Genomic DNA, 17,800 nt, shown 5'->3' with positions numbered 1-17,800 from the left:
TGAGTTGTTGGTCGTGGTCCTTATCATCGGCATTTTAGCCGCAATGGCAATGCCTGCCTACTTCAAAGCGGTGGAACGCTCCCGCACTGCGGAAGCGGATACCTTAATTGGAACTGTTGTAAATGCTCAACAACGCTACAAAATGAAAACAGGCAACTATACTACTAGTTGGAGTGCTTTGGACGTTGCTCCGGCCAATGCCGCTGCCCAAGCCTCCTATTGCACAAAATTGACGAAAGAAAATCAGGGAAATTGTACAGACAGCAGAGATGCTGCTACGGTTGGCAATGGTTTTATGATGACGTTAATTGGTACTACGACGGCTACGGGCAATACTTCGGGTGTTACGGCGAAACGCGTGGGAAATGGACAATATTCTTATATTATTTATAAGAAATATGATGACCCGGCTCAGGCGCAGTGCGAAGGTGCGACGACCGACGATAAGGACCTTTGTGCGGATTACAAAGGGGTAGATACATATGCAGATCCTGCTTATGCCTCTTCTGCCATTTCTGCTGACTGAGAGTAACTGATAATCGCAATATTTAAAGTTTCACACCGCTCTTTCCGCCGCTTGGAAAGGGCGGTTTTTAATATAAGGGGAAAATATCCCTTATTTAACCCATTATACGCCTTGACAGCGGGGTCTTTGTCTGGTACTCTCTAATTATGTACACTATAAGTAGATTTATTTGAAAGGGGGACGTATGAGCGAAGTGATTTTGACGGATGCTAATTTTGAAGAAGAAGTATTAAAAAGCAAAGAACCTGTAATGGTAGATTTTTGGGCTACTTGGTGCGGGCCGTGCCGTATGCTGGGCCCGGTGGTGGAAGAATTAGCCGCCGAATATGCGGGCAAAGTAAAAGTCTGCAAGTTAAATACCGACGAAGGTATTGCCACCAGCACCAAATACCGCATTGCTTCTATCCCGACCTTGCTCTTCTTTAAAAACGGAGAATTAGTCGGGCAGAGCGTGGGGTTGCAGTCCAAAGCCGCTTTGCAGGAAAAATTAAACTCCTTGCTGTAAGGAGGCTGTATGAAAAAGTTGTTTGGGGCCTTGTGCGTACTGGTATTGTTTGCCGTTGCGCTCGTGGCCCAACAAAATGCCACTATTCCCACAATGACCAGCCGGGAATATAACGGTCTTAAAAAAGACCAAGTGTTTGTTGTAATGTTTTCCGCACCTTATTGCGGGCCTTGCCACGCGGCCGAGCGGACGATGATGACCGCTCTTACCAAAAAATACGCGCAGGACAAGAACGTAATCATCCGCAAAGTGGATGTAGAAAACGACGTAAAACCAACAAACGGAATGTTGTTAAAAGATGCGTGGGGCATTACGTCGTTGCCTACTTTTGTGGTGGCATATAACGATACGGTAATGTATTCTCGTATTGGATATTCAACCCTTTCCGCCGCTGCCGTTCAGCGGGAACTGGAAGAAAAAATTAATAACCTTAAATAGTATAGCGCCCGCCCCATCCCGGGGCGGGCAACTATCCTGTCCTATGACACAACTACAACCGCAATTTTATTTAATTGACGCCCATAACTTTTTGCACCGCAACTATCACGCTTTGCCGAAATTATCCACGTCGTCCGGGCAAGAGGTGGGCGCGCTGTACGGCTTTTTGCGTTGGTTAATCAAAATGCTGCGTGAGCATAATCCGGCATATGTGGCCGTTTGTTTTGACTCTCCCGGCGGTTGTGCCCGGCGCAAGGCTTTATTGCCTGCCTATAAAGCCAACCGAAAAAAACCGGATGATGCGCTTGTCAGCCAGTTGAACTTGGCGCGCGGACTTGTAGATACCTTGGGCCTAACCGTGGTTGCCCGGCAGGGAATAGAAGCCGACGATTTAATGGCTTTTTTAGCCCGCCAAGCCGCGGCGCAAAAGGTGCCCAGCGTGTTTGTTACGTCGGACAAAGATGTGTACCAATTTTTAAACGAATATATTTCCATTTGGCCTTCTGGCGGGAAGGACGGCTTTAAAGGGCCGGAAGCCGCCAAGGAAAAATTTGGGGTGGAAACGGCATTTCTGCCCGATTATTTTTCTATCGTGGGCGACGCGTCGGACAATGTACCCGGCGTAATGGGAGTAGGGCCTAAAAGCGCGGTGGATTTAATTAATAAATTTGGACATTTGGAGGATATTCTCCGCGCCGCCCATAGCGATAACCCCGATTTTAAACCGGCCCTTGCCAAAAAAATTTTAACGCACGAAGGCGAAGCCCTGCTGTCTAAACAGTTGGTGATGTTTGACTCCAACTTGGATATGCCCTTTAATTTGGACGATTACCGCGTACGCACACCGAATAAAGAGGAGTTGGAAGCATTATTTAAGGAATACGAATTTAAAAATTTATTGGACTTTTTTGAGGCTCCGCGCCCGGTACCCCTTACGGTGTCTGCCCCCGAGCAAAAAGAACTTTTGCTGGGAGACGCGTTAAAACGGGCGGAAAAGGCAGAGCGCATTTTTTTGCACGCGCAAGAAGAATTTTTGGTGTTAGGAATTAGCGCGGCGGAAGCCTCTTACACCCCCATAAGTGATATCCAGCCGTGGGAACTGGCGGCCCTTAAAAAATTAGTGGAAAATGATTCTATTGAAAAATTGGGCTACGATTTAAAACTGACCTTGCGGGAACTGGATATTAATGTTCACGGACAATTTATCAAATGTTTTGACGGACGTTTGGCGCGTTATTTGTTAAATCCGTCGGGTGATTTGAGTTTTTCAGGCGCGTGTACGGATTATTTTTCCGTTACCGTGCGTGAGGATGATGCTTTTGAATTATTAAAGGAATACAACCGCTATATTTGGAAATTGCAGGAAGTTTTAACCGCCAAATTAAAGCAAGCCAACCAATGGGAACTTTTTAACAACTTGGAACTGCCGTTAATGATGGTATTGTCCGATATGGAATTTGCAGGTTTCCGCATTGACCCGGGGTGGCTGGAAAGTTTTAAGGTATTATTGGAACAGGAAATTGCACGTTTTCAAAAGGATATTGATGCCCGCGCCGGCTACCCGGTAAACATCAATTCCACCAAACAGTTGGGGGTACTCCTTTTTGAACAAATGAAAATTCCGCCTGTGCGCAAAACCAAAACGGGTTACTCTACCGACGAATCGGTGCTGGAAGAAATCGCACAAACCTATCCGGTGGCGCGGGCTATTTTGGAGTACCGGGCCAGTAATAAATTAAAGGCTACATATGTAGATAATTTGCTGTTGCTGGCAGATGATGCAAACAAAGTCCACTCGTATTTGGACCAAACCGGCACGGTAACGGGCCGCTTATCCAGTTCCAGCCCCAATTTGCAAAATATTCCGGTCCGCACCGAAAAAGGCCGCCTTTTGCGCAAGGCTTTTTGTGCGGCGGAAGGAAATGCGCTGTTAAGCGTGGACTATTCCCAAATTGATTTGCGCGTACTCGCGCACGAAAGCCAGGACCCTGTGCTTATTGAATCTTTTTTAGAGGGCGGAGATATCCACACGCAGACGGCGGCGCAAATCTTTGGCGTAATGCCGCTGATGGTTACAGAGCAAATGCGGTCTAGTGCCAAAGCAATTAATTTTGGTATCATTTATGGACAGGGGCCTATGGGCCTTTCCCAAGCACTTGGTATTTCGCTGCGCGAAGCCAAAGAATATATAGACAATTATTTTCGCAATTACCGTATCGTGCGCGAGTGGATAGATGCAAATGTCGCCCTCGCCCGCCAAAACGGATATGTAAAAACAATGTTGGGGCATATCCGCTACCTGCCGGAATTTAATATGGGGGTAGGCAGTATGACCTCTTTTGCACAGCGTGCGGCTATTAATACGATTGTGCAGGGTGGTTCAGCCGATATTATTAAAAAGGCTATGATAGATGTATTTTCCGCTTTCCGCAACACACCCGTACAAATGACTATGCAAGTGCACGACGAACTGATTTTTGAAGTGCCGCAGGAAGGATTAACCGAAACGGCGGCCCGTATTAAAGGCTTAATGCAAAACGCCGTTAAATTGCGCGTGCCGCTGCTGGCGGCGGCAAAGGCGGGGAAAAACTGGTACGAATTAGAAAAACTGCCTTTATGAATTTACGCGTGAAAAATAAATTGGTATTAGGGTTGACGGGCAGTATGCTGAGCGGCAAAAGCACGGCTTTAAATTTTTTTGCGCAAAACGGCGCAGCGGTGTTATCCGCCGATGAAATCGTCCGCGAATTGTACCGGGTGCCGGAAGTTCAGCAGCAACTGTCCGCTTGGTTTGGCTCGTTTCAGCCCGCCCGGGTGGCAGCGGCGGTTTTTAATAACAAGGCGGCCCGCCGGAAGTTAGAAGGTTATTTACACCCGCTGGTATTAAAGGCGGCTGCCAAACAAATTCAACAAAGCGCAAATAATTTTTTTGTATTTGAAGTTCCGCTCCTTTTTGAATCGGGGTGGGATAAATTAACCGATTTGAATATTTTGATATTGGGCGACAAGCGTACGCTATCCGCCCGCTTGCAGGAGCGGGGAATTACACAGGCGGAATACAACCGCAGGATTGCCGCGCAGTTGCCCGAAGATGAAAAGGCCCGCCGGGCAGACATAGTGCTGGCCAACTGCGGCAGTAAAACAGATTTGAATTTAAAAATCAAACGCCTCATCCGTGCGATTACATTTATTTACGGAGTAAAGTAAGGAGTTACAATGGAAGAACATACCACGCAGGAAAAGACCTCTAAACCCGCCAAGGAAACTAAAACGGTCAAAACAACCGCTTCCGCGGCGCCCGCCGAAGAAATCAGAACGCAACGGCCGTCTGCCCGGACAGGACGCACTATGTCTCGCCCGGCCATACAGCAAGCCCCGCGCCAACCGAACGGAGCAAAACCGATGGATGCGCGTGCGTTAAATAAACTCAGTATGCCGGAACTGACAAAATTGGCTATCAATTATAATATTGAAGATATTTCCGGCCTGCGCAAACAGGAACTTATCGGCCGCATCGTGGCTGTACAGGCCAAACAAAACGGCTCCGTATATGGCGGCGGTGTATTGGAAATTCTTCCCGACGGTTTTGGCTTTTTGCGTTCGGAAGAGAATAACTATTTAGCAGGCGCAGAGGATATTTATGTTTCTCCGTCCCAAATCAAACGCTTTGGCCTGCGCAAGGGCGATACTATTGAAGGCCTTATCCGCCCGCCCAAAGATAACGAACGCTTTTTTGCTATGTTGCAGGTGCAAAAGGTAAACGGTGTGGATTCCGATAAAATCTACAACCGCCCATTGTTTGAAAACTTGACTCCGCTTCACCCCAACGAACGCTTTACGTTGGAAATTGATAAATCGTCGCTTACCCAGCGCGTGATTGATTTGATTGCACCTATCGGCAAGGGCCAGCGTGCCTTAATCGTTGCTCCGCCCAAAAGCGGTAAAACGATGATTTTGCAAGCGATTGCACACTCTATCGCCCAAAATTACAAAGACGCTGTTTTAATGGTCCTTTTAATTGACGAACGCCCCGAAGAAGTAACCGATATGAGCCGCAGTGTAAAGGGCGAAGTGGTGGCCTCTACTTTTGACGAACCCGCCGACCGCCACGTCCAAGTGGCCGAAATGGTGCTTGAAAAAGCCAAACGCTTGGCAGAACAAGGCAAAGATGTGGTAATTTTATTAGATTCTATTACCCGCTTGGCCCGCGCCTATAACACGGTTGCCCCGTCCTCGGGCCGCGTGCTTACGGGCGGTTTGGAAGCCACGTCCTTGCAAAAGCCGAAACGCTTTTTGGGTGCCGCGCGCAACATTGAAGAAGGCGGTTCCTTAACTATTATCGCTACCGCAATGATTGAAACCGGCAGCCGTATGGACGAGGTGATTTTTGAAGAGTTTAAAGGAACGGGCAATAGCGAACTTTGCCTGGACCGCAAACTTTCCGAACGCCGTATTTTCCCGGCGGTGGATATCAACCGCAGTTCTACGCGCAAGGAAAATTTGCTCTTGTCGGAGGATGAACTGAACAAGGTGTGGATTATGCGCAAAGTGCTGGCTCCGCTCAGTTCTGTGGATGCGATGACGCTGCTGTTGGAAAAGTTATCCTCCACCAAATCCAATAAGGATTTCTTTAAACAAATGGAAGTAAACGCATTTTAGCGTGGGCGAAGGGAAAGAAAATCTTTCCTAAACCCGCAATTTATGGTAAAATAAACTATAAGATTTTGAAAGGAAGACTATAAAATGAAAGAAAACATACACCCGAACTATGAATTCGTAGAAGCCGTTTGCGCCTGCGGAAATAAATTTATGACCCGCTCCACGGCCAAAACTTTAAAATTGGACATCTGCGCCGCTTGCCATCCGTTCTTCACCGGCAAACAGAAATTGTTGGATACCGAAGGTATGGTAGAAAAATTCAACAAACGTTTTGCGAAAACCGAAGGCAAAACCTTGGTCCGCAAACCGAAAACGGAAGTAAAAGCCAAAGCCAAATTGGCGAAAAAACCGGTAGTGGCCAAGAAAGCCGCCACCAAGAAACCGGCCAAAAAAGCAGAAGCCAAGGCCGAAGAAGCCAAATAGCCGTTTTTTTACAAAAGAGCAGACTGTCCGAAAGGGAGTCTGCTCTTTTTTGCAGTTAATTTGCCGCAAGGAATTTGTATGGATACCTCCAAATATGTAGCCGAATTTAAACAGTTGGAAGACGAGTTGTCCTCGGGAAATTTGTCTAGCCAAGATTTAGCCGTCAAAGCCAAACGCCACGCGTTTTTAAAACCTATTATTGAAAAGGAACAAGAAATCAACGCGGCCGTAAAAGCAATCGCCGACGATCGCGCGATGATTGAAGCGGGCGAGGATAAGGAACTGGTCAAAATGGCCGCTGATGAACTGGCAGAACTGGAAGCCAAACTGCCCGAACTGCAAAAGGAACTGCGCATTTTGGTTATCCCGCCGGATCCTAATGATTCCAAAAACATTTATTTGGAAATCCGTCCCGGTGCGGGCGGGGACGAAGCCGCCCTGTTTGCAGCCGAACTGTTGCGCGTGTATCAGCACTTTGCCCAAACTAAGGGGTGGAGCACCGAAATTTTGGAATTTACGCCTACTGGTCTAAAAGGCTGTAAATATGTCAGTATGTTTATCAAAGGGGAAGGTGCTTACTCGTGGCTTCGCAACGAATCGGGCACGCACCGCGTACAGCGTGTGCCGGATACCGAAACGGCTGGCCGTGTGCACACCTCTACGGTTACGGTAGCCATTATGCCGGAAGCCGAAGAAATTGATATTGAAATCCGCCCCGAAGATTTGGAAATGGAAACCTGCCGTTCCGGCGGTGCGGGCGGACAGAACGTAAACAAGGTGGAAACCGCCGTGCGCATTATCCACAAACCTACGGGTATTGTTGTGTCCTGCCGTGAGGAACGCCACCAAGGAAAAAACCGCGAGAAAGCCATGGCTATGTTGCGCGCGAAACTTTACCAAATTGAGGAAGAAAAGCGCAATAAAGAAATTTACGACGAGCGCAAGGCCCAGGTAGGTACGGGGGACCGCAGTGAAAAAATCCGCACTTATAATTTTCCGCAGAGTCGCGTTACCGACCACCGCCTAGACAAATCTTACCATAACCTGATGGAAATTATGGAAGGCAATATTGAGCCTATTTTAGAAGATTTGCGTACTTACCGCGTGGAGCAGAAACTTAAAAATCTGCAAATTTGATAGGCTGTAATCTGTTGGCCGGGCGGGCTGTTTTCCGCCCGGCTTTTTTTTAAGGAGATTTATGACTTGCGTTTCCCAACTTTTATCTGCGGCTGTATCCCGTTTAAAAACGGCTGGCTCTGACGAGCCGGAGGCCAATGCCGAGTGGTTGCTTGCCTATGCGCTGGGTGTCAGCCGGACGTGGGTGTTAGCCAACGGCTTTAACCCTGTCCCCGCCGAACAGCAAGCCCAATTTGAGCGTTTTTTAATGCGCAAGGCCGCCGGCGAACCCCTTTCGCATATTGTAGGTTTTCAGCCGTTTTGCGGATTAGATATCCGCGTTACGCCCGACGTATTAACACCCCGCCCCGAAACCGAAGATTTGGTGGAACAGGTGTCTTCCTGTTTTGATAAAAAGGGCCGTTATGCTTTTTTGGATATGTGTACTGGCAGCGGATGTATTGCCTTGGCCTTGGCGCGCAATTTTCCCAATGCACAGGTATTAGCGGTAGATAAAAGCGAAGCGGCCCTAAAAGTAGCGCAGGAAAACGCGCGCGAACACCGCTTAACCGAGCGGGTGCATTTTTTGCAGAGCGACTTGTGGGAAAATGTAATGGGAACTTTTGATTTGATTATATCCAATCCGCCTTATATTCCTACGGCTGATTTGGCCACCCTTACGCGCGAAGTACAGCACGAACCGCGCTTGGCGCTTGACGGCGGGGCGGACGGTTTTGAAATTACCCGCCCGCTGTGCGAGGCCGCCGACGGTTATTTGAACCCCGGAGGCTTACTCGCGTTGGAACTGTGCAAAGGGCAACCGTGGCCCTTGGCCCGGGGACTTATGGAAATCGGCTGGCAGGCGGAGGTAAAAAAAGATATATTTAACATAGAGCGGTTTGTTTTTGCCCGAAAAATTTAATTTTTAACGGAGTTTTTATTATGGACAGATTTATTATTCACGGCGGAAAAAAATTGCAAGGTACGGTGCATATTAGCGGCAGTAAAAATGCCGCCTTGCCTATTTTGGTGGCTACTTTGCTGACGGACGAACCGTGCGTCCTGCACCGCGTGCCCAATTTGCGCGACGTGCGCACCACACTTAAAATTTTGGAATATTTAGGTAAAAAGGTGGAATACAAGAATAACACCGTTACCATTACAGCGGACGGTGTGTTAAAAAACACCTTGCCTTATGAATTGGTGAAGCAAATGCGTGCCAGTTTCTGGGTGGCCGGGCCGCTTTTGGCACGCTTTAAAACGGCGGAAATTCCGCTTCCCGGCGGTTGCGCGATTGGCGTGCGCCCAGTGGATATCCATTTAAAGGGGTTTGAAAAACTGGGTGCTGAGTGCGACATTAAGTCCGGCAATGTGATGATTCACGCGCCGGAACTGACTCCGGCTAAAATTGTTTTGCGCTTTCCAAGCGTAGGGGCCACGCAAAACCTGCTGATGTGCGCTTGCTTAATTCCGGGAGAAACCATTTTGGAAAATGTCGCCAAAGAGCCGGAAGTAGATGATGTAATTGCATTTTTGAACAAAATGGGCGCGGATATCCGCGTAGGAGATAAAGGGCAACTCATTGTACAGGGAAAAACAGCCTTGCACGGTGCGGAACATACGGTGGTGGCGGACCGTATTGAAACAGGCTCCTATATTTTGGCCGCGTGCGCGACCCGCGGTGATGTAACCGTTACGGGTTGCGTGCCGGAACACAACTCCATTTTGCTGGAAGATTTACAGGAAGCGGGCTTTACCCTGGACATTACCGAAGATTCCGTCCGCGTTCACTCTTACGGCGGCGATATCAAGCCCGTGCGTGTGCGCACCGCGCCCTATCCCGGTTTTGCCACTGATTTGCAGGCTCCGTGGATGACGCTGATGACGCTGTGCAACGGTACTGCGGAGGTAGATGAGGATATATTTGAAAACCGCTTTATGCATGCACCGGAACTGGTGCGTATGGGGGCCAATATTTCCACGGAAAAAAGCGTGGCTCGCGTAACCGGAGTAAAGGAACTTTCGGCGGCACACGTTCAAGCGTCCGATTTGCGCGGCGGGATGGCCCTTGTGATTGCAGGGTTATGCGCGGCGGGAGAAACGGAAGTGGAGCGTGTGTATCACATTGACCGCGGCTATGAAAAATTGGAAGAAAAATTAACGGCTTTGGGTGCGGATATCCGCCGGTATAATCCCGATAAAAATGAGTTTTGATGTTGTTTTCAACTATATTTTAAAGCGCACCGGCGCAGGTGTTGGCGCGGGATTGGAGGGGTTTCGCGCTCTTTTGGCGCGTTTGGGAAACCCGCAAGACCAGTACAAAATAGTCCACGTTGCAGGCACCAACGGCAAAGGTTCCGTCAGTACGTTAATGGCCGGCACGCTAACTGCCGCCGGGCATAAGACCGGGCTTTTTGTGTCGCCTCATTTGGTTTTGCCTGTGGAGCGTATTCAAATAGACGGAGAAAATATTTCCCGCCAAGCGTTTTCCAAAGCAGTTTTAGACGTGTTTCAAGAAGAAGAGGAAGAACTAAATTTTTTTGAAATTTTAACGGCTGCCGCCCTTTTGTATTTTGCACGTCAAAAAGTGCAGTATGCTGTATTGGAAACAGGGCTCGGCGGGCGGAAAGACCCCACCAATGTATGCACCCCGGACATTTGCCTGATTACATCTATCGGGCTAGACCATACGCAATATTTGGGTTCCAGTTTAGCACAAATTGCGCTTGAAAAAGCCGGCATTATTAAGCCCAAAATACCTGTATTTGCAGGCGAAATGGCGCTTTCCGCGCGGGAGGTGCTGCGCAAAACCGCCAAAGAACGCAAGGCTCCTTTGCGCTTTGTAAAAGAGGGGGAACCGTTTGCTGTTTTTTCATACGATTTTCTCCATAACCAAACGCTGCTCCGTGCTCCGGATAACCGGCAGTGGCCTCTGCATACATTAGGGCCGCGCCAAGCCGCTAATGCTTGTCTGGTCTATCAAGCGGCTAAACAGTTATCCGTGCCGGATGATTGCTTGCAAAAAGCCTTTCAAACAGTTAGTTTGCCGGGTCGCTTTGAAGTGATTTCTAATGAAAAAAATACTTGGGTGTTGGACGGTGCTCACAACCCGCAAGCCATAGAGGGGTTGATAAATTTTTGGCACCAATCGCCCTTTGGCAAGGAAGCGGCCCTTTTGTGCGGATTTATGAAGGATAAAGATTACAAAAAAATGCTTGCGCTTTTGTGTCCGCATTTTGAGCATATTTTTATAACGGTTCCGCCTTCTGCCCGCGGGGCTGGCGCAGAAGATATCCGCGCCGCTTTGCCCAAAGGGGTGAATGCCGTCTTTGAGCCCGATTGGCAACAGGCGGTGCGCCTGGCCCGGCATTATCCGTGTGTGCTGTGCACAGGGTCTTTTTACTTGGCAGGCGCGGTGCGCGGCAAGATAATAAAATAGAGATTTTTTCGTCATAAAACAGGGTTGACATCGGCGGGGGTATTGTGGTTAAATTTAGTGTAGGGTATTTTTTAGACGGGGAGCAAAAATGGCGTTAGACAATAACCAATTTGACGGACACGGCGATATCGCCCAGTTTTTGGAAAAATTTAAAGAACAGACTTTTTCCACGCCCATTACGCCGCCCGTGAATACCTATTCCGCGCGGGAGGATTCTATCCCTGCCAAACCTGCCCAGTACGAACATTCGTTTGAAAAGTTGGAGCAGAAAATCCGCGAGTTGGAAGAGCGCTTTGAAGCCTCTGCCAGCCAGAACCAGTTGATTCTGTCGGAACTGGCCCGCACGCGCGAAGCCTTGGACCGCCAAAAAGACAGAGATGCTTTTTTTGAACATATTTCCCGCACGATTGCCAATTTAAAGGCCAGCGTGGAGAGTTTGTCCCGCGCCCAACAGGAGCAGCGTTCGTTCCATGAGCCGGATGTACAGCGCAGTTTTGACCCGGTTCCGTCTGCTTTCGGTGCGCCCGAACCGGCCCGGGCGGTTTATCATTTTGAGCCGTCTGCCCAACAACCTGCCCGCCTGGAACGGGAAGAAAAGGAACGTATCATTTCCAGTTTAAAGCAAAAAGCCTCGCAGTTAAAGGCCGTTAATAGCGCGTTGGACCGCGAAATTAAAAAGGTCCAGCAGGAAAAAATGGAAGCCCTTAAAAAGTCGGCTGAGCAAGCCAAGGAAATTTTGTCCTTGCGCGACCGCTTAACCGCCGCTGAGGAACGCTTTAAGTCGTTTGATTTTGAAGGCCGCATTATTTCCATTAAACAGCAGTACCAGCAGAAGGTGTCCAGTTTGGAAAACCAACTGCAAGAAATTTCCGATACTTGTATGAAGCAAGTAGAGGAGATTGAATCGTTAAAGGCCGAAAATCTAAAACTCCACAAGGCCGCAGCCGAAAAAGACGAAGCCTTGGCCCGTTTAGAAGCCAAAGAACGCGAACTGACGGCCCTCAAAGCCGAAATTGCCGCTTTGCAAACCAGCCACAGCGAAGATTCTAAAAAACAGTTGGCTTCGTTTACGGAACAATTGCAAGCCTTGGAAGCCCAGCGTGACGGTTTACAAGCCGAACTTACCCGTGCGCAGGAATCGCTTAATGCGGTCCGCCAGGAAAAAGAAACCTTGGAAAACAATTTCAAAGAATTATTGGCTAAAATTAACGAAAATGACGCGGTAATTGCGCAACTTAAAGCCAAAATTGAGGTGTTGGGCCAGCAAAACGAAGAACTCGCTCATCATAACGAAGAGTTGTCGCACCAAAACGCGGAACTCAAAGAGCGTAACGAATCTTTAACCCATTACAATGCCGCTTTGACGAGTGCCAACCAAACTTTAACGCACGAGAAAGATGCTTTGGCGGAAAAGGCCGAAATTTCAGGCCGCGAGCGTGCCGCCCTTGCCGAACAGGCGGAAACTTTGAGCCGCGAAAAAGAGGAGTTAGTTGAAAATGTGGCGGCTCTCTCGCGCGAAAAGGCGGGTTTGGCCGAGCATACGGAAAATTTAAACAAAGAAAAAGAATCCTTGACTGCGCGCGCTGAAATGTTGGCCCGCGAAAAGGACGAACTGACCGCCCGCGCTGCCGAATTGGAACGGGAAAAGGAACTGCTGACGGAGCAGGCCGCGCATTTGGCACGGGAAAAAGAGGAATTGGAACGCCGTTCGCACGAAATGGGAAATGCCAAAGAAGCATTGTCCGGCGATTTAGCCGCAATACACCAAGAAAAGGATACTTTGGCCGGAAATTTGGCGCAAGCCAACCGTGAGAAAGAATCTTTGGCCGCGCGCGCGGAGAACCTAATGCGCGAAAAAGAGGCCTTGGCGGACAGTTTGGCGCAACTAAACCGCGAAAAACAAAATTTAGCGGAAAATTTAGAACAGGTGGAACGCAAAAAGGAAGCCTTGGCCGGCAGTTTGGCGCAGGTAAATAAAGAAAAGCAGGACCTTTCTTTGCAGTCTGCCGCCCTTAAACAACGCGCAGAGCGCTTGGAGGGGGAAACCAAAGAACTGGCTAAGGAAAACCAACAACTGCGCAACCAAAGCGCCGCGTTGTTAGCCGCCCGACTGGTTCAAGAAAAAGAACGCGCCAAAGAGGAAACTTTAAACAAGGCTTCCCAAGCGCAAAAACCGCAGCCTCCTGTTTTTCCGCGACCCCCTGCCCCGGCTACGAGGGAACAATCTGCTGTTTCCGCCCCGGCCAAAAAAACATTGACGGAAGCGGACTTGCCCGAAATTAAGGTGGCCGAACCTATTGCCCAGCCGGAAGCACTTTACGACGGCGAGGACTTTTTGACCAAGACGGATAGTTTTATCGGACGGATGAAATGGTCTATATTTAGGGAAGATAAATAACCGATATTTAGGGCCTGGCCGAGTGTCAGGCCCCTTTACAATAAGGACGAATAAAAAATGCCAATTTTAAAAGTAGCAGTATTGTACGGCGGTAAATCTACCGAGCACGAAGTTTCCGTACACAGCGCACAGACCGTTTGCCGCGTGTTGTCGGAAAAAAAAGATAAATACGAAGTTTATCCCATTTTTATCAGCAAGCAGGGCCGTTGGTTCTTGCAAAAGGCTTGCGGCCCGCAACACCCAACCGATAAACCCATTACCCCGGTACTCAAAGACGAAGCAAATTTAGTTGCTTTGGACGGCTCTTTTTCCATTAAGGCGGATGTGGTGTTCCCGGTTTTGCACGGCACCAACTGCGAGGACGGCACTATGCAGGGCTTCCTGGAAACATTAGATGTTCCGTATGTCGGGTGCGGGGTGTTGGCCTCGGCAATGGGTATGGATAAGGAAATTTCCAAACTGATTGCGCGTGAAGCGGGAGTTCCGATTTTGCCTTGGAAAATTGTCAGCAAAGATGCCGGATACGATTTGTCCGCCTTGCAGGCGTGGGCGGAAGAACAGGGGCTGCCCGTGTTTGTGAAGCCTGTGCGATTAGGTTCCTCGGTAGGCGTACGCAAAGTAAAAACCGTGGGCGAATTGCAGAGCGCGTTGGATTTTGCCTTGCAGTTTGACACAGATGTTTTGGTGGAAAAAGGGGTGGACCACGCCCGCGAAATTTTCTGCGCTATTTACGGAGAAGGCGTGCATATAAAATCTTCTGCTTGCGGGGAACTGAACTCAGTAGCCGGGGAATTTTTTGACTACAATGCCAAATACATTGTAGCGGGCGGGTGCGAAACCAAGGTGCCTGCTGATATCCCGGCAGATCTTGCGCAAAAAATGCGCCAAGACAGCGAAGCCGTCTTTCGCGCTTTGCGCGGCAGTGGGCTGGCCCGCGTAGATTTTTTAATGGATAAAAACGGCGAGTATTACTTCTCCGAAATTAACACAATGCCGGGGATGAGCGAAACGAGTCTGTTCCCGCAACTTTTTAGTGCGTGCGGGGAAGATTACGGACAAATTTTGGACGGACTGATTGCACTTGCTTTGCGGGTGCACGCGCGTAAGGCCGCACTGTCTTTAAACCGCTAATTATGGAAAAATTGATTGTACGCTTTACAGGGCTGAATATTTGGGTAAAAGTGATTATTGGCTTTTGCCTGTTCAGCGCGTTTGTAAATTTGTTTTTAGTGGCGCGGGATATATCCTCGGGTGGTATTTTACTGCGCCTTCACGCGGGCTTTTTAGTCCTGTATTTGGCGCAGGTGGTGTTTGCGCTGTTGCACGAGCGGGCGGTGTGTGTCTTGGCCGCCTTGCAAGGGGTGCTGGCGCTACTGACCAATGCAGATTTTACTTTTGTGCCGCTTATGCGCGTGATAAGCGGGTGGATGTACGCGCTGATGGGCCAGCCGTCCGTAGAAATGATGGCTGTTTATAAATATGTGTTTATTTCTCTTGCGTTTACAATGCAGATGTTAAGTGCTTATGCGTTGTTTTCGCTCTTGCCCAAACCCGCCAAAAAAGAATCTGCCGCCAAAACGGCCGAAGTAGTTTTAGAAGATTAAAAACAATAATCAAACCCGTAATCCCCGTGAACCTGCATAGGCGCGGGGATTTTTTTAAATATGCTATAATTTAGACAGTAAAAGCAGTATTACAAGAAAATTTATTCTGTTTTTGGAACCGTATGTAGAATACGGTGCGCTGTTGGGATACCAACGGCATAATCACACTCCAAAAACAGTCGTTTTAGGCACAACGTGCGCGAGCCGATCCCTTGCGTGCGCTGTGCCGAGTGCTTTCTGCCATATTTTTATATGGCAGAGGGCCGCGGCTGTTATATTTTGGGTTAGTGTGATTAGCTCAAATATAACAGCCGTTTTTATTTGGTTTCTTGTTGTATTTGGGCTCGGTGAAACTAGGAGAAAAAAGTGAAGAGAGGTTTTACGCTCATTGAGTTGTTGGTCGTGGTGTTGATTATCGGTATTTTGGCTTCGGTGGCTCTGCCGCAATACACAAAGGCCGTGCTCAAAAGCCGCAGTGCTAAATATTTAGCCACTATTAAAACGATTTACGAGGCCCAGCAGACATATTATATGGCAAATGGTTCATATGCCAATGCCTATGAAGATTTAGATATTGTTCCGTCGTTGCCCAATAAACCGACGAGCGCATATTGTGCGATGTACATATCTTCTACTGATGCTTCCCGTGCGGACAACGATTTTGTGATAACGCTTAATAATAATGCAAATGCGGACATTTCTACCTTTGTTGCGGGTGCCTTTATCCGTGGAGAATATGCCTGTGGCGGGTTTAAAATTCCGCTCCGCAATTTTGCCGGAGGTTTGTCAGCCGGGAGTTTGTATTGCTACGAACACACAAATAATTTTAAAAAAGAAGCCGGTTCCTTTTGTCAAAAACTATATGGTGCTACCTACGTAACCACTTGGCAGAGTTGTCGCTTTTACAAAATGCCGTAATACACGATCCAATATAGCATTTCTATTTCAAAAAAGAGCGGCTGTTGTTTAGCCGCTCTTTCCTTTTTCCAGTACAAATTAGTTTCCTTGGTACTTGCGGATAATTTCCTCTTTTAGTTGCATAAATGTACCGTTTTTGATGGCTTCGCGTGCGCGTTCTGCCAGGCGAATCAAAAAGCGGATATTGTGTATGCTTAGCAAGCGGTGGCTTGTCAGTTCCGCCGAGCGGAACAGGTGGCACAGATACGCGCGGGAATAGCGGCGGCAGGTGTAGCAGTCGCACTCCGCATCCAGCGGGATATCTTGCGTGCGGTACTCGGCATTTTTGATGTTCACGCGCCCGGTGCTGGTCATTACCATACCGTTGCGCGCCACGCGGGTGGGCCATACGCAGTCAAACATATCCACACCGCGTTCAATGGAGTTCAAAATTTCCACCGGCGTTCCTAACCCCATAAAGTACCGGGGTTTTCCTTCGGGCAAATTGTCGGTTACTGCCAAAACGGATTCGTTCATTTGCTCCAAGGTTTCGCCCAAAGACAGCCCCCCAATGCAGTATCCGTGCGTGGGCAAAGAGGCCATATGCAGGGCGGCTTCTTTGCGTAAGTCGGGGAAAATGGCCCCTTGGATAATGCCGAACAAAAGAGAATTTCCGACGGTAAACGAGCCGTCCTCGTTTTGCGTGATGTGTTGTTCTGGCACGGTTTGTTGATAGGCTTTTGCGGCGCGTTCTGCCCAGCGTTTTGTGATGTTTAGGGCTTCGCGCGCTTCGTGTTTGGACGGATTTTTGGCGTGGATACAAACGTCTAACATTGTCCAAATATCGGAGCCGATTTCACTTTCAAATTGAATTACATTTTCCGGCGTGAAGAGGTGTTTGCTCCCGTCGTGGTGGGACTGGAAGGTTACGCCTTCTTCCTTAATTTTGCGGAATTTGGGCAAACTATAAACTTGAAATCCGCCCGAGTCTGTCAAAATGCTTCCGCCCCAATGCATAAATTTATGCAGGCCGCCCATTTGCTTTAAAATTTTTGTCGTCGGGCGCAGATACAAATGATAGGTGTTGGAAAGCAAACACTCGGCCCCGGCGTTTTTCAAATCTTCGTCGGTTAGGGCTTTTACGCAGGCTTGCGTGGCCACCGGCATAAAAACCGGGGTATGCACCGCGCCGTGTTTGGTGTACAATACACCGGTGCGGGCTTTACAATGTGGATCTTTGGCAATAATTTTAAAAGGAGAAATCATATATATATTTTACCATATCCGGCTAATTGGCTTGGGGGAAGAAAGAAAAGATGTTTTGGAATGACGGCTTTACGAAAAAAGCGGTCATCCTGAATTTATTTCAGGATCTACCGATTGTGTAGTTTGCCTTTTGTGTTGTAGTGGTCGTCATCCTGGAAAGTTGTAGTCCAGGATCTGTCGTTACTCTAAAAGAGGACAACAACAGATACAGGAACGCTCCGCGCCGGCAAACCTTTCAGTATGACCTTTTAGATAACAACCCAATCAGTAGATCCTGAAACGAGTTCAGGATGACTTTATGTTTATGACGGCCTTGTTTTATTTATGGGTGTTGTTTCGTAGGTTGCGACCTTGCCAAAACAGGGTGGCTCCATTAGTCAAAAGAGGGAAAAAGGTAAGCCGTTTGCCGGACTTCTTTTTAAAGGGTTGTTTTATTTTTTTTTTTTTTGTTAAAATTTTGAAAATTAAGGCCGGATATACCCGGATGTATCCGGTATATAAAAACACATATAAAAGGCCGTTTTGCCCA

The 17,800-nt window shown here is 48.3% G+C and carries 16 protein-coding genes; 15 read left to right on the top strand and 1 reads right to left on the bottom strand.

Translation table 11 applies throughout. The annotated features are described in order from the left end of the window. From ACQY2K_RS06130 to ACQY2K_RS06060, 15 genes are all read left to right on the top strand, one after another. Positions 1–526: type IV pilin protein (locus tag ACQY2K_RS06130; RefSeq protein ID WP_428041124.1), on the top strand; the 526-nt coding region annotated here is incomplete at its 5' end. Positions 527–710: 184 nt separating this feature from the next. Further along, positions 711–1,031 carry a thioredoxin gene (gene trxA, locus ACQY2K_RS06125; protein WP_177745788.1) on the top strand — a complete coding sequence of 107 codons (321 nt, stop codon included), beginning with the start codon at positions 711–713 and terminating at the stop codon, positions 1,029–1,031. Between the two features lie 9 nt (positions 1,032–1,040). Further along, the gene (locus ACQY2K_RS06120; protein ID WP_177745791.1) at positions 1,041–1,469 is read left to right on the top strand and encodes a thioredoxin domain-containing protein; all 429 of its coding nucleotides are present in this window, start codon (positions 1,041–1,043) and stop codon (positions 1,467–1,469) included. Positions 1,470–1,512: 43 nt separating this feature from the next. Beyond that, on the top strand, positions 1,513–4,089 hold the full coding sequence (polA, locus tag ACQY2K_RS06115) for a DNA polymerase I (RefSeq protein WP_428041123.1): 2,577 nt from the start codon (positions 1,513–1,515) through the stop codon (positions 4,087–4,089). Then, positions 4,086–4,676: a dephospho-CoA kinase gene (gene coaE, locus ACQY2K_RS06110; protein WP_428041122.1), complete on the top strand. Its 591-nt coding sequence runs from the start codon at positions 4,086–4,088 to the stop codon at positions 4,674–4,676. The genes polA and coaE overlap by 4 nt, the downstream gene beginning before the upstream one ends. Before the next feature lie 195 nt (positions 4,677–4,871). Beyond that, positions 4,872–6,128: a transcription termination factor Rho gene (gene rho / locus ACQY2K_RS06105; RefSeq protein WP_177745819.1), complete on the top strand. Its 1,257-nt coding sequence runs from the start codon at positions 4,872–4,874 to the stop codon at positions 6,126–6,128. An 84-nt stretch (positions 6,129–6,212) separates the two neighbouring features. Next, positions 6,213–6,551, top strand: coding sequence for a 50S ribosomal protein L31 (gene rpmE, locus ACQY2K_RS06100; protein WP_428037973.1), 339 nt, complete (start codon positions 6,213–6,215; stop codon positions 6,549–6,551). Between the two features lie 78 nt (positions 6,552–6,629). Then, positions 6,630–7,688 carry a peptide chain release factor 1 gene (gene prfA, locus ACQY2K_RS06095; RefSeq protein WP_177745801.1) on the top strand — a complete coding sequence of 353 codons (1,059 nt, stop codon included), beginning with the start codon at positions 6,630–6,632 and terminating at the stop codon, positions 7,686–7,688. 61 nt (positions 7,689–7,749) lie between these two features. Then, positions 7,750–8,589: a peptide chain release factor N(5)-glutamine methyltransferase gene (gene prmC, locus ACQY2K_RS06090; protein WP_428041121.1), complete on the top strand. Its 840-nt coding sequence runs from the start codon at positions 7,750–7,752 to the stop codon at positions 8,587–8,589. 20 nt (positions 8,590–8,609) lie between these two features. Beyond that, positions 8,610–9,881, top strand: a complete 1,272-nt coding sequence (gene murA, locus ACQY2K_RS06085; protein ID WP_428040094.1) for a UDP-N-acetylglucosamine 1-carboxyvinyltransferase — start codon at positions 8,610–8,612, stop codon at positions 9,879–9,881. Continuing rightward, entirely contained in the window at positions 9,871–11,106 is a 1,236-nt protein-coding gene (locus tag ACQY2K_RS06080; RefSeq protein ID WP_428041120.1) for a bifunctional folylpolyglutamate synthase/dihydrofolate synthase, read from the top strand. The genes murA and ACQY2K_RS06080 overlap by 11 nt, the downstream gene beginning before the upstream one ends. A gap of 88 nt (positions 11,107–11,194) precedes the next feature. Then, entirely contained in the window at positions 11,195–13,504 is a 2,310-nt protein-coding gene (locus ACQY2K_RS06075) for a hypothetical protein (RefSeq protein ID WP_428041119.1), read from the top strand. Between the two features lie 57 nt (positions 13,505–13,561). Next, positions 13,562–14,635 (top strand): D-alanine--D-alanine ligase family protein, encoded by a 1,074-nt coding sequence (locus tag ACQY2K_RS06070; RefSeq protein ID WP_428041118.1) that lies wholly within the window; start codon positions 13,562–13,564, stop codon positions 14,633–14,635. Between the two features lie 2 nt (positions 14,636–14,637). Beyond that, a complete protein-coding gene (locus tag ACQY2K_RS06065) occupies positions 14,638–15,108 on the top strand; it encodes a hypothetical protein (RefSeq protein ID WP_428041117.1) in 471 nt (156 codons plus the stop codon). Between the two features lie 366 nt (positions 15,109–15,474). Further along, positions 15,475–16,026 (top strand): type IV pilin protein, encoded by a 552-nt coding sequence (locus ACQY2K_RS06060; RefSeq protein ID WP_428041116.1) that lies wholly within the window; start codon positions 15,475–15,477, stop codon positions 16,024–16,026. Between the two features lie 78 nt (positions 16,027–16,104). Here ACQY2K_RS06060 and tgt read toward each other — a convergent pair whose 3' ends face one another. After that, on the bottom strand, positions 16,105–17,271 hold the full coding sequence (gene tgt / locus ACQY2K_RS06055; protein ID WP_428041115.1) for a tRNA guanosine(34) transglycosylase Tgt: 1,167 nt from the start codon (positions 17,269–17,271) through the stop codon (positions 16,105–16,107). Positions 17,272–17,800 lie beyond the last annotated feature (529 nt).

This window comes from Candidatus Avelusimicrobium fimicolum (assembly GCF_021632165.1).
Lineage (GTDB): Bacteria > Elusimicrobiota > Elusimicrobia > Elusimicrobiales > Elusimicrobiaceae > Avelusimicrobium > Avelusimicrobium fimicola.
The sequence above is the reverse complement of the archived record's forward strand: the minus strand, read 5'-3'. Positions and strand labels throughout refer to the sequence as shown.